Here is a 14,235-nt window from a genome sequence, read left to right as displayed (position 1 = left end):
TAACTGTCTAACAGCGAAGCGCTTCTAAACGCCTAAAAGGCGTGTCTAATTATCTAAGAGCTAAGCGTTTCTAAACGCCTGAAAGGCGTATCTAAAAATCTAATAGCGAAGCGTATCTTTTTATATCTTTGCTCAAATAAAATTTTTCTATGAGTTTACGCCAATATTTAACCAGTCGGGTCTTCTTTGCCCAAATGCTCGCCGCCATGGCCATTTTTGCAATTATTGCGTATTTATTTTTCCATTGGATTACTTACACGACTAATCACGGCCAGGAAATCACTGTGCCCGATTTGGGAAAATTGTCAGTAGAACAGGCAGAAGAGAAATTGGATGCCCTGGATTTAGACTATATTATTTTAGATACTGTAGACTTTAAGCCCGAGTTTCCTAAACTTACCATCGTGGAGCAAGAACCTAAAGCCGGAGCAAAGGTAAAAGAAGGCCGAAAGATTTATATTAAAATCAACGCTTCAAAATACACTATGGTAGTTGTTCCCGATTTAATCGAAAAAACGTATCGCCAAGCGGTTCCGACTTTGGAAGCGGTTGGTTTAAAAGAAGGAACGATTACGTATAAACCTTATTTAGGGAAAGACATGGTTTTGGAAATTAGAATGAATGGTAAAAAAATAAAAGCCGGTGATAAAGTGTTGAAATCTTCCAAAATCGACTTGGTTTTAGGAGACGGAAAAGTTGTTTTTGATGATACTACTATTGATTCAACTGCTGTTGATTCTACTGATATAATGCCTGTTGATGAGTAATACCAACGATACTTTCGAATTAGAAGAAGAATTGTTCGAACACCACCGATTTGTTTCTCCCAAAGGACAATCGTTATTGCGTGTCGATAAATTCCTGATGCAATTGATTGAAAATGCCACCCGAAACAAAATACAAAATGCCGCTGAAAAGGGCAATATTTGGGTGAATGATGTACCGGTAAAATCCAATTACCGAGTGAAGCCTTTTGATGTGGTTCGCGTCATGCTGGAACATCCGCCATTTCAAAACCATATTATCCCCGAAGATATTCCGCTGGATATAGTATACGAAGATGATGCTTTATTGGTAATCAATAAACCGCCCGGATTGGTAGTACATCCCGGACATGGCAATTACACCGGAACTTTGGTCAATGCTTTGGCCTTTCATTTTGATAATTTACCGATGAATTCCAGCGAACGTCCAGGATTGGTGCATCGCATTGATAAAAATACTTCCGGTCTTTTGGTGGTTGCCAAAACCGAAGCTGCTATGACACACTTGGCCAAACAGTTTGAAGACAAGACATCGGAACGCGAATATATCGCTTTGGTTTGGGGTAATGTAAAAGAAGAGGAAGGAACGATAGAAGGCAATATTTCCCGTCATTTGAAAGATCGAATGCAGATGGCCGTTTTTCCGGAAGGAGATGTAGGAAAGCATGCCGTAACGCATTATAAGGTTTTGGAACGATTTGGTTACGTAACTTTAGTTTCCTGCAAATTGGAAACCGGAAGAACGCATCAAATTCGTGTACACATGAAATACATTGGTCACACTTTATTCAATGACGCACGTTATGGCGGCGATTTGATTTTGAAAGGAACGACTTTTACCAAGTACAAACAGTTTATAGACAATTGTTTTAAAACCTTGCCAAGACAAGCACTACACGCTAAAACTTTAGGTTTTGAGCATCCGACTACGAAAGAGTTTATGCGTTTTGATACCGAACTTCCAGAGGATATGAAGGAATGCATTGAAAAGTGGCGAAACTACGCTAAGTCACATAACGAAGTCAACGAAGAACAATAAAAAAAGTCCCGATAATTCGGGACTTTTTTATTTATGTTATAAATCATCTTCAATGGGTTTTTCGGCCATAAAGACATAATAAATGCCGACTAAGATAAAAGGAATACTCAACCATTGTCCGGTACTGAAGAGTCCGAAACTTTCTTCAATTCCGCCTTGACTTTCTTTTACATATTCTACCACAAATCTAACAGACCAAAGTAGAATCAGGAAATAACCAAATAGTAAGCCTTGTTTTTCTGCCGTTTTGGTTTTCCAATACAAAAAGAAAAGCAGCAAGAACACAAATACATACAAACCGGCTTCATACAACTGGGTTGGATGTTTTGCGGGAACTTTGTCTAACAAAGCCGCGTATTGCGGATTGTGAACTAACGCATCATATGCTTCATTCACATTGTTAATTTTGGTAGCATTAACTACCTCTTTAGAGGAATAGTAATCTCTTACAAATCGGATTCCGAAAGAAGAATCGGTCACTTTACCTACGATTTCAGAATTGAAAAAATTTCCGATTCTGACAAAAACAGCACCGCAAGCCACCGGAATAACTACGCGGTCTAAAACCCAAAGAATGGGTCTTTTGATGATTTTTTTGCTGTAAAAGTACATGGTGATTATAATCGCAATAGCAGCTCCATGACTGGCTAAACCTCTGAATCCGGTAAATTCAAATTGGGGTTCAAATTTGAATGGCAGTAAAATTTCGGATGGATTATTTTTAAAATATTCCCAATCATAGAAGAAAACCTGACCCAATCTCGCCCCAAGCAAAGTGGCAATGACAGTCCAAATAAACAATGTATCCAGCTTGTCTATAGATTCATTCTCTTTGTTGTAAATGTGCTTCATGATATACCATCCTAAACCGAAGGCAATTACAAACATTAAGCTGTAATAGCGAACAGTAAAAAAGCCTAAATCAATACCTTCTGAGGGATTCCAAATCATAATCGGAAGAATTTTGGGGTTAAGTTATAGGGTAAAAATAGTGAATTGTTTGGAACTGAAAAAAAATTAACTCTTCTTTAGTGCTAGCATTTCTTCTCCGGTACAGGATCATAACCGCTTTTTCCCCAAGGATGGCAACTTGCAATCCTTTTTACACCCAAATAAAATCCGTAAAACGGACCGTGAATTTTTAGGGCTTCTATGAAATAAACGGAGCAAGTGGGTTGAAACCTACAACTCGCCGGCAACAAAGGAGATAAGACAATCTTGTAAAAGTAGATGAGCAATAGGAGTGGCGCTATTACAATTTTTTTCAACATTTTATTGAATGGTAAAACTGGTTCCTTCTTTTCCGTCTTTTAATTGAATTCCTAAGGCCAACAATTGGTCGCGGATTTGGTCAGAAAGGGCAAAGTTTTTATTGGCGCGAGCTTCCAAACGCATAGTGATTAACATTTCTACAACACCTTCTAACTTATCCGAATTATTGGCCACCAGCTTTTCATTTCTGATACCCAATATCTCAAAGACAAAACTGTTTAAGGTGCTTGAAAGTGTTTCTATGTCTTCGGCGTTTAAGCTTTCTTTTCCGTCATTAACCAAATTGACAAACTTTATTCCTTCGAATAAATGGGCAATTAAAATAGGCGTATTGAAATCATCATTCATAGCATCGTAACATTGCTGTTTCCATGTGGCAATATCCAATGTTGATACTGGTTTGGCTTGTAATTCTTTGACTATATCCAAACCTTCCATTAATCGGTTGAACCCTTTTTCAGCGGCTACAATTCCGTCATTGGTAAAATCTAAAATACTGCGGTAATGCGCTTGCATCATAAAGAAACGCGCAACATTAGGGGAAAAAGCTTTGCTCAAAAACGGACTTCCGCCGTTGTATATTTCGTCCGGTAGAATATTGTTTCCGGTTGATTTCGACATCTTTTTGCCATTGAGGGTCAACATATTGGCGTGCATCCAATAGTTCACCGGACTGTGACCGGTACAAGCTTCGTTTTGGGCAATTTCACATTCGTGGTGCGGGAATTTCAAATCCATTCCGCCACCGTGAATATCAAACGTTTCACCTAAATATTTAGTGCTCATGGCTGTACATTCCAAATGCCAACCCGGAAAACCAATGCCCCAAGGCGAAGGCCAACGCATGATATGCTCGGGTTCGGCTTTTTTCCAAAGGGCAAAATCTTGTGGATTTTTCTTGTCGCTTTGACCATCTGTATCACGGGTATTGGCTAACATTTCGTCAATGTTACGACCGCTTAACTTACCGTAATGATTGGTTTCGTTAAATTTTACCACGTCAAAATAGACGGAGCCATTGGTTTCGTAAGCAAATCCTTTGTCAATAATTTGCTTTACAATTTCAATTTGTTCAATGATATGTCCGGTTGCCGTAGGTTCAATGCTTGGCGGTAAAAAGTTGAATTGATTCAAAACATCATGAAAATCAACGGTATAACGCTGTACAATTTCCATGGGTTCCAATTGTTCTACTCGGGCTTTTTTAGCAATCTTATCTTCGCCATCATCTACATCATCCACAATATGTCCAACATCGGTAATGTTGCGAACATAACGAACTTTATAACCTAAATGTAATAAATACCTAAAAATCATATCAAATGACATGAACGTACGCACGTTGCCCAAATGTACATTGCTGTATACGGTAGGTCCGCAAACATACATGCCAACATTACCGGGGTGAACAGGTTTAAAAAGTTCCTTTTCTCCCGAAAGAGAGTTGTATATTTTTAAGGTATGATTTTTATAAAGTTGCATTTTTTTTATTTTTTTGGAGCCCTGCCTGCCGGCAGGCAGGTATTTCCCGCTTTTCGCGCTACATGGTAGCAAGCTGCAATCGGGGCTATTAAAAATTAGTTTCTAATCTGATATAATCTAAAAATTCACGTTTGGTAATTTCATCTTTGAATTTCCCGCCAAACTCTGAAGTTACAGTACTGCTTTCAATATCTCGAATACCTCTGGAGTTTACGCACAAATGTTTGGCATCAATCACACAAGCTACGTCTTCAGTGCCTAACACTTTTTGTAATTCTTGTACAATTTGCATTGTCAAGCGTTCTTGTACTTGTGGTCTTTTAGCAAAATAATCTACTATGCGATTCATTTTAGATAAACCAACAACAGTTCCATTGGAAATGTAGGCCACGTGAGCACGACCAACAATAGGGAGTAAATGGTGTTCACAAGTAGAATAAACAGTGATGTTTTTTTCGACCAACATTTCACCGTATTTGTAATTGTTTTTGAAAGTTGAAGAACTGGGTTTTTTGCTTGGATTCAAGCCACCGAAAATTTCTTTGACAAACATTTTAGCCACTCTGTTCGGAGTGCCTTTTAAACTGTCGTCTGACAAGTCCATACCAAGCGTGATTAGGATACTTTCAACATCTTTTTTGATTAATTCTATCTTTTTATCATCCGGCAAATCAAAGGCATCATTTCTCACCGGATTTTGGGCGCTGGTAGCGATATGATTTTCACCTAAATCGTCGTTAGTCAGTTCGTTATTTGTCATTAATTTCGCTATTAATTGGGGTTAAAAATTGAAGAGACAAAGATAAATAATTATAATTAATTTGTAGCCAATAGTGTTAATATTTGAAAATATTTCACATTTAACACAATTATTTCTTAAAATTATGTAAATTTCGCTCCTAATAAAATAGTCATCTGTAATGAGAAAAAATTACATCTTCCTGCTTCTAATAAGCTTATTTTCAATCAGTACTGCTTTTTCACAAGGAGCTTCATGTGCCGGATCCGATGCCTTTTGTGCCGGTGGTGCGGGATTAACTTTTCAAAATTCAACCGGAACAACAACTGAAACCGGAATTAACTATGAGTGCTTAGGATCTCAACCTAATCCGGCTTGGTTTTACATGCAAATTAGTCAAGCGGGAGATTTGAATTTTTTCATTTCTCAAACTTCAAATGGAGGGAATCCTATTGACGTTGACTTTATTGTTTGGGGTCCATTTCCGGGACCGATTGATCCTTCAGCGCCCTTTCCGTACTGCGGGCCAACGAATCTTAATCCAACCACAAGTGTAGATTGTAGTTTTTCTGCAGCAGCTACAGAAAATTTCGATTTAATCAACGCACAAGTAGGTCAGATATTCGTTGTTTTATTGACTAACTTTAGTGGTCAAGCAGGGCAAATTTCATTAACACAAACCGGTGGAAATGGTGCTACTGATTGTAACATCGTATGTCCGTTATCTCTAGAGGATCAAGTAATATGTGTTGGAGGTCAAGCGATATTAACGGCAACTATTAGTGGCGCAACTACTTACCAATGGTCGGGGCCAAGCGGGCCGATTCCGGGTAATGTTCAATCCATTGTAGTTACGCAACCGGGAACTTATACTGTTGTTGTTAACAAACCGGGCTGTGTAGCCAATGCAACAGCGAGTGCAACAGTTTCTTATTATGCGCCACCGGCTATCAATCCACCTGCTAATTTGGAGGAATGTTCTAATATAACTACGTTCAATTTAAATGATGCGACAGCCAACTTATTTAACGGTACCGGACTAAATCCGGGTGATTTTGAGTTGTCTATACATGATTCAGCGGCTAATGCTCAAGATATTATCAATCCCATAAATAATACAAGTACCTATCCCGGCCCGGCCGGAGGTGCAGGTGCTTGTACAACTTTATATCTTTCGGTAACCGATAATGGTCCAACATCTAGTGGATGTGTATCTGTGTTTCCTTTTACGATTTGTTATATAAGTTGTTCAGCTGACCCTGAGCAACCGGATGACTTAACATTGTGTGAAAGCAGTTTTGGTAGTGGTTCGGCGGTCTTCAATTTTGTGCCTCAAACACCAGTAGTCTTAGGAGCGAATTCTGCGGCAGATTATACTGTAACTTATCATTTATCTCAAAATGATGCCGATTTAGATCAAGGTGCTATAACTCCGATTAACGCTTTTACCGGAACTAACGGGCAAATAATTTATGTTAGAATGGAAGAGAATGCCAACCCACTGACATTCGGAACTACTTCTTTCCAATTGTTTGTTAATCCATTACCAACAGCTACGATATCTGGTACTGCTACGATATGTTCAGGTACTAATACAGTAATTACTTTTAACGGTACACCAAATGCTCAAGTAACTTACACTGTTGATGGTGGAGCAAATCAGAACATCGTTTTGAACGGAGCAGGGACCAATACAGTTACTACTCCCAATCTTACGGCTAATTCGACTTACACCTTAGTAAGTGTGTTGAATCCAGCAACAAACTGTACTCGTAATTTGACGGGTTCTGTAATCGTAACGGTGAGACCTTTGCCAACTGCTACTGTTTCTGGTACTACATCGGTTTGTCAAAATGCTTCAAGTCCGAGTATCACATTTACGGGAGCTAACGGAACATCTCCTTATACCTTTACGTATTCAATAAATAATGTTGTTCAACCGGACATTACAACTGTTGCCGGAAATAGCGTTTCTGTTGTTGCGCCAACCGGAACAACCGGAACTTTTGTTTATTCTTTGATTAACGTTCAAAGTTCAGGTACTCCGGCTTGTTCTCAAAATCAAACGGGTTCTGCAACTATTACAGTCAATCCTTTGCCAACAGCTACTATTACAGGTACAGTGGCTACATGTTTGGATTTTCCTTCCCCACAAGTAGTGTTGACTGGTGCTAATGGTACCGCTCCATACACATTTGTTTATTCTATTAATAATATTCCTCAGCCTGCTGTTCAAACTAGTGGCGGTAATTCAGTTATTATTGATGCTCCGACAGATGTTGCCGGTACTTTTACTTATGAATTAATAAGTGTTCAAGATGGTAGTGCTAATACGTGTTTTCAAGCACAAACGGGTTCTGTTGTGATTACCGTAAATACAGCACCAATTATCAATACACCAACGGATTACGTGGTTTGTGATGATAGTAACAACAATGATGGTTTTTATTGTAATTTCGATTTGAATACTATAATCAACCAAGTGAATGGGGGAAATCCTAATATTGTAGTTACTTTCCATGAAACGTTGACCAATTCACAAACCGGTGCTAATCCATTGGTTAGTCCGTATTGTAATATTGATCCGGGAATTCAAACCATTTATGTAAGAGCTTACAACAACGGTTCGCCGGCATGTTATAGTAATACCACATTTAATTTAATTGTCAACCCACTACCATTAGCCAATCCGGTGATTACGGATTATGAGTTGTGTGATTACGACAATCCCGGTGATGGTCTTGAAGTGTTTACTTTGAATAGTAAAGATGCAGAGATTGCCAATGGTCAGACCAATGTTACCATAGGATATTATTTGACTCAGAGTGATGCTGAGACCCAAACTAGTCCGCTACCGAACTTGTATACTAATATCAGCAATCCACAAGAGATTTGGATAAACATCAGTAATAACACTACCGGTTGTAATACTATTAGTTCGTTTAATTTGGTGGTAAATCCAGTTCCACCGGCAACTACACCGGATACCATTTTCCAATGTAGCAATGGAGTAACAAATCAAGCCTTATTTGATTTAACGATTAATGAAGGAGTTGTTACCAATGGCAATGTTTCAGGGTTAACAATAACTTATTATACTAGTTTACTTGATGCTCAAAATGAAAATAGTGCCAATTCAATACAAGATCCGTTGGCTTATTTAGGAACCGACAATGAGATAGTTTACATCAGAGTTGAAGATAATGATACCGGTTGTTACGCTATAACGACGCAATTATTAAGAGTAACTCAAGGTCCTCTTGCCGTTACTCCACCAGCGTTGCATTATTGTGATCCTAATAATGACGGATTTGGGGTGTTTGATTTAGAAAGTGCCAGTGTGGCGATTATGGGAGGATCTGCTGTTGCAGGAGTTTCTGTTAGTTATTACGAAACCCAGACCGATGCTTTGATAGGCGCAGCACCATCACTTGCGAGTCCTTATGACAATATCAATCCATGGACACAGACGATTTATGTCAGAGTGTTTTATACCTTGACCGGTTGTGCCAATTATGTTGAATTACAATTAATAGTTGACCCAACCCCTGAGGCGACTGAGCCGGATGATTATGCGCTTTGTGATTACACAGGCCAGACTGGTTTTGAGAGTTTTGATTTAACTACAACGATACCACAGGTTTTAGGGTCTATTGATCCTACTACGGTTACGGTTACTTTCCATACGACTTTTGCCAATGCGCAAGACGATGCTAATGCTATTGGCGGTGTGACGAATTACATCAACCAAACGCAGTGGAACCAAACAGTGTATGTTAGAGTAGAATTTAATACCACAGGTTGTTATGACATAGTGGAGTTAGACTTGATAGTGAATCCGCTACCGAATGCTACCCAGCCTAATTATGCTCAATACACTTTGTGTGATTACAATGGCTCGATAGGTTTTGAGACTTTTGATTTGGCTTCTCAAGTAGCTGCTGTTTTATTAGGTCAGACGGGAATGTCGGTAACTTTCTATCCGAGTTTGACAGATGCAGAGAATGATACCAATGCGATCAATGTTTCTCATCCTGATTTACAGTATCCGAACCAAATTATTTATGTACAGACTTTAGGTATTCGTATCACCAATAGCATCACCGGATGTTACAGCATCTCTACGATGGATATCAGAGTAGTTCCATTGCCAACACCAATTCCGCCAACAGCGCCTTTCACGATTTGTGATGAGAATCAAGATGGCTTTTCCGGATTTGATTTGACGAGCTTAACAACGGACATTTTACAAGGTGCACCCTATATTTTGACTTTCCATGAGACCTTAACCGATGCACAACAGGGTAATACCCCAATTGACACGAGTGTTCTTTATAACAATATCAATCCTTTTGTACAAATATTATACGTAAGAGCGGTTGACCCTTTAACGGGATGTTGGAGCGTTATTCCAATAGAACTAAACGTTAACCCAAGTCCAATAGCCCCGGTTGATTTAGATGATATTGTAGTTTGTGATGATGATAACAATACCCAAGATGCCATTACCAGTATTGATTTGACTGTCAATACAGCTAGTATCTTGGCCCAACAACCTTTGGCTGCAAGTAATTATACTGTTGAGTATTACACCTCTCAAACGGCTGCTCAGGATGGAATTGCCCCGATTATCAATGTGACCAATTATACGGCTATGAACAACCAAACTATTTGGGTTAGAGTAGAAGATAATACCACGGGTTGTTTCAATATAGGTTCATTTGATGTTATCATCAATATTCCATTGTTACTAACCACACCTGCACCACTGAGTGTTTGTGATAATGATACCGATCCGAATAATCAATACCACAGTTTTGATTTAACGGTAAAAGATGCTGAGATCACCCAAGGATTATCAGGTTATACAGTAACGTATTACCCATCATTATCAGAAGCCCAAGCCGGAGGAGCAACCACCATAACAGATTTTACGGCTTATACCAATATATTTCCGGCGGTTCAAACCTTAGGCGTTTTGGTAACCAGCGCAGCGGGTTGTCAAAGCATTACGACTTTAGACATTAGAGTATTACCGGTACCAACACCGAACACCGACCCGAATCCTTTAGCACCACTATGTGATGACAACAATCCGGGAGATATGGTTGAAGTTTTTGATGTAACGGTAAATGCGGCTTATATCATTAACGGCGCCACGAATGTTACCTTGACTTACTATACCAATGAGGCAGATGCTCATGCTGCTCAGTTCCCGATAGCCGACCCGACTCAGGCTTTGGTAGGCGATAATGTTTGGATTAGAGTAGAGAACAACCAAGTGGATTATTTGGGTAATAACTGTTATGTATTGGTGGAACAACCCTTAACGGTTAATCCTTTACCTGAAGTCATCCAACCTTTGGCACCATACAGAATGTGTGATGACAATACCGACGGTATTGCACAGTTTGATTTGACCAACCCAATCTTGGCCACCGCCATTTTGGGTGCGAACCAAAGCCCGGCTGATTTTACCATTACGTATTACCTCACGGCAGCAGGAGCCAATCCGTTTACCAATACGGGAGAGACACCACTGGTGTCACCATATACTAATATTACGGCAGATGCTCAAGATATTTACATCAGAGTAGTGAACAATGCTACAGGTTGTGTTAATGCAACGGGAGTACTGACTTTGGCAGTGGAGGAATATGCTACGGCAACAGGAGCGCAAGAGTTTTCACAATGTGATGATTACAACGACCCATATGATGGGGTATTCCAATTGGATTTAACGCAATTCAACACGGCTATTCTCAACGGACAAGACCCGGCTGTTTTCTTGATTAGTTACTACCACAGTCAGGCTGATGCAGAGGCAGGGATTAATGCTATCCCACTGGCGGAAGCACAAGCTTATATTACCCAACCCGATACGGATCAGATTTGGGTTAAGGTAGAGAACAGCAGCAATAGCATTGTACCATTCTGTTATGCACTGACCACTATTGATATAGAGATAGAGCGTTACCCTAATCCGGTTATTGATACCCAGAATGATGTCACTACGATATGTGTTGACTTCACCACGGGAGAAGTGGTAAGACCACTAGTTTTAGAGAGTGGTATTGTCAACGCTTCGGATTATACTTTTGAGTGGTATGAGGATGGCAACTTAATTGTAGGTGCTACGGGTTCAACGTATACGGTAAACACTTCTTCACCAACGGGTGCTACCAGAAACTACCATGTACGAGTGATAAGCAATAGTGATTTATTGTGTGAGACTACCTCGGCAGACTTCCCGGTGATACAATCAGGACAGGCGGTTATAGCATCAGGGACAGTAGGTTATACGGTAACCAATGCCTTTACGGATAGTCAAATTATTACGGTTACTGTTGAAGGTTGGGGAACGTATGAATACAGTTTGGATGACGGCCCAAGACAATCGAGCAATATCTTTGAAGGGGTTTCTTTAGGTGAGCATGTGATACATGTTTGGGATACCGAAGGAGGAGTAGCGTTTAGTTGTGAAGAGCTGACGATAGATCAAGTGATGGTGATAGATTACCCACGTTATTTTACACCAAACGGAGACGGTATCCACGATGCTTGGAATATTGTTGGATTATCAAATTTTGCGGAGCAAACCACGATATACATTTTTGATCGTTACGGTAAGTTGTTGAAACAATTGAGTGCGAGTGACCAAAGCGAAGGATGGGACGGAACTTTTAACGGTAAACCGCTACCATCTACAGATTACTGGTTCACGGTAGATTTTCCTGAAGAAGGCAAGATGAAGCAGTTTAAAGCACACTTCTCTTTGAAACGATAATGATATACTTAATTAAAAAGCCACTCAATAGAGTGGCTTTTTAATTAATGGATTCCCGCATGTGCGGGAATGACAATGGACTGAAGAAAAGGAAGCGTCTAATTAGCCCCGATTGCAGCGGCACCTTGTAGAGCGGAAAGCGGGAGCAGGAGTGTAAGAAAGCAGTATGGTGTGCTCCTGAAAATAAAAAAAAACGCCTCAATAAATTGAAGCGTTTTCTGTGGAGTCGGGGAGAGTGGCTTCGCCCATCTCCGGTATTCCAAAATTGCAAATGCAATTTGCTGCCTTTGTAAGGCAGGCATCTTTAAACCAAAAAATCTGCTCAAGTAAACTTGGCAGATTTTTTAGATTAAAGTTGCGCACAAACTGCGCTTGATGTGGAGTCGGGGAGAGTCGAACTCCCGTCCAAACAAGCAACTAAAGAGCTTTCTACACGTTTAGTCTTTGATTGGGTTTTCGACAGTAGGCTATGCCAAAGACAGCGGCCTAATGCTTAGCTCTATCAGTGTCAGAAAGGATTCAGAACATTACCTTTCCTAGGTTTACTTTTACGGTTCCCCTAAACCAGCCGCCATAAACCAAGGCTTCTGAGGAGAATCCAGCTTTCCGACCTTGTCGGAACTAGGCAAATCTTACTATAATTCAGATTAAGCAGCTAAAGCGTAATTATTTTCGCCGTTTATAAGTTTGTACCCATGGATTTACGAGCAATTGGTACCTTGCTCGACGTGCTTACTGTTCAATTCGACTTGCTGTCAAAACCAGTCGACCCCAGTTTGTTTTCTGATTAACAAAAATCAGACCACAAAAGTAAGTATTTATTCGTCACTATCATTCAACTTGAATGGATAATCCCCAAACAGAGAGGCTAGTTTTTTGGATTGGTAAGTTTTCTTGGTGTATTTGTTGGAAAGGGTGATTATGGTTACTTTTTCTTTTCTCAAATTGATAAAAGAAGAAGTGTTCCCATGCCACCATCCGTTGTGAAAAAAGAAAGGTTCGCCTTCTTCATATTCTACCATTCGTATTCCGAGACCGTAATTTTTGAGTCCTTTGCTTTCGTAACTATAGCCTTTGTAAACTTTTTTAAGTAAATCAGGATTCAAAAAGAAAGGAGCATAGCGAGCGGTGTCAAATTTTAAAATGTCTCTTGGGGTTGAATAAATATTTTTATCGCCATAAATACCGTCTAAATAATCGGTTCCGATTTCAACGTTATTGCCCTTATAGGACGGTACTATATTTTCACGGTCTTTTTCAAATTCACAAACATAGGTATTGGTCATGCCTAAAGGTGCAAAAATCATTTCTTTCATGGCTTCCGGGTATTTTAGACCGGTGACTTTTTCAATAATGAGAGCCAACATGGCATAATTGGTATTACAATAACTAAAATGAGTATCGGTTTTGGTTTCCAAAGGAATCTCTTTTTCCACCATAACTTTGACGATATCTTCATTAGTTAATATTTTTTTTCGGTCCCAATTGTTGTTTTCATATGTAAAATAGGCATAGTTTTTCATGCCGCTTCTATGGTTTAAAAGCGTTTGTACGGTTACGTCCGGATAGGGAAATCCCTCAATTAAAGTCGCTGCTTTTTGGTCTAACTTCAGTTTTTTGGCATCTATTAACATCAATACAGCCGTAGCCGTAAGGACTTTGCTTACAGAGGCAATATGCAAAGGTGTATCTTTGGTGATTTTTTCCTCGGTTTTTTTGTTGGCATACCCCATGTAATTTTCGTAGATGATTTGACCGTTTTTGGCGACTAAGAAACTTACGTTATCATTCTTTTCAGACCAAATTTTTTCAAAAAAACGGGCTGAACCGTATTTCTTATCATTGATGAATGCAGTAGAAAGTTTGGGTAATGGTTCCTGTAACGGTTGCATCACGGGTAATCCTTTCTCGTTAATTTTAATGATGCCTTCCTCTGTTTTCTCTTGTTTTGAACATGAAGTTGTTATCAAAAACAAGGAGTAAAATAGTAGTATATAGTGGGATTTTTTAATTTTCATTTTTGAGACTTATGGAAACACAAATATACTTATTCAAGTCAGTAGAAGCGTTAATTTTTCCCAAAGCTATCAACAGTTTTTTCACAATTTTTATTTTTACTAAAAAGTTTTGAAAACGTTTTCGTTACTACTAC

At 39.4% G+C, this 14,235-nt stretch carries 8 protein-coding genes and 1 other RNA gene; 3 read left to right on the top strand and 6 right to left on the bottom strand.

Going from position 1 to position 14,235, the window contains the following annotated elements; genetic code table 11:
• Positions 1-149 precede the first annotated feature (149 nt).
• Both P7V56_RS09535 and P7V56_RS09530 read left to right on the top strand, forming a co-directional pair.
• Positions 150-767, top strand: a complete 618-nt coding sequence (locus P7V56_RS09535) for a PASTA domain-containing protein (RefSeq protein ID WP_171221607.1) — start codon at positions 150-152, stop codon at positions 765-767.
• Entirely contained in the window at positions 760-1,803 is a 1,044-nt protein-coding gene (locus P7V56_RS09530; RefSeq protein WP_171221606.1) for an RluA family pseudouridine synthase, read from the top strand. The genes P7V56_RS09535 and P7V56_RS09530 overlap by 8 nt, the downstream gene beginning before the upstream one ends.
• A 36-nt stretch (positions 1,804-1,839) precedes the next feature.
• Here P7V56_RS09530 and lgt read toward each other — a convergent pair whose 3' ends face one another.
• The 4 genes from lgt to folE form a co-directional block, all read right to left on the bottom strand.
• Positions 1,840-2,754 (bottom strand): prolipoprotein diacylglyceryl transferase, encoded by a 915-nt coding sequence (gene lgt, locus P7V56_RS09525; protein ID WP_171221605.1) that lies wholly within the window; start codon positions 2,752-2,754, stop codon positions 1,840-1,842.
• Between the two features lie 83 nt (positions 2,755-2,837).
• Positions 2,838-3,074, bottom strand: a complete 237-nt coding sequence (gene yidD, locus P7V56_RS09520; protein WP_171221604.1) for a membrane protein insertion efficiency factor YidD — start codon at positions 3,072-3,074, stop codon at positions 2,838-2,840.
• Position 3,075: 1 nt separating this feature from the next.
• Positions 3,076-4,557: a cysteine--tRNA ligase gene (gene cysS / locus P7V56_RS09515; protein ID WP_171221603.1), complete on the bottom strand. Its 1,482-nt coding sequence runs from the start codon at positions 4,555-4,557 to the stop codon at positions 3,076-3,078.
• Positions 4,558-4,645: 88 nt separating this feature from the next.
• A complete protein-coding gene (gene folE, locus P7V56_RS09510; RefSeq protein ID WP_171221602.1) occupies positions 4,646-5,317 on the bottom strand; it encodes a GTP cyclohydrolase I FolE in 672 nt (223 codons plus the stop codon).
• 160 nt (positions 5,318-5,477) lie between these two features.
• Between folE and P7V56_RS09505 the strand changes: the two genes are divergently transcribed.
• Entirely contained in the window at positions 5,478-12,083 is a 6,606-nt protein-coding gene (locus P7V56_RS09505) for an FIDD domain-containing protein (RefSeq protein ID WP_304986217.1), read from the top strand.
• A 375-nt stretch (positions 12,084-12,458) separates the two neighbouring features.
• On the opposite strand, the gene ssrA is transcribed toward P7V56_RS09505, so the two are convergent.
• Positions 12,459-12,856: a transfer-messenger RNA gene (ssrA, locus tag P7V56_RS09500) on the bottom strand.
• A 45-nt stretch (positions 12,857-12,901) separates the two neighbouring features.
• A complete protein-coding gene (locus P7V56_RS09495; RefSeq protein WP_171222993.1) occupies positions 12,902-14,101 on the bottom strand; it encodes a serine hydrolase domain-containing protein in 1,200 nt (399 codons plus the stop codon).
• Positions 14,102-14,235: the final 134 nt, after the last annotated feature.

It is taken from the genome of Flavobacterium sp. IMCC34852, assembly GCF_030643905.1.
GTDB lineage: Bacteria > Bacteroidota > Bacteroidia > Flavobacteriales > Flavobacteriaceae > Flavobacterium > Flavobacterium rivulicola.
Note: the sequence above shows the minus strand (reverse complement) of the source record. Positions and strands in the feature narration are given on the sequence as shown.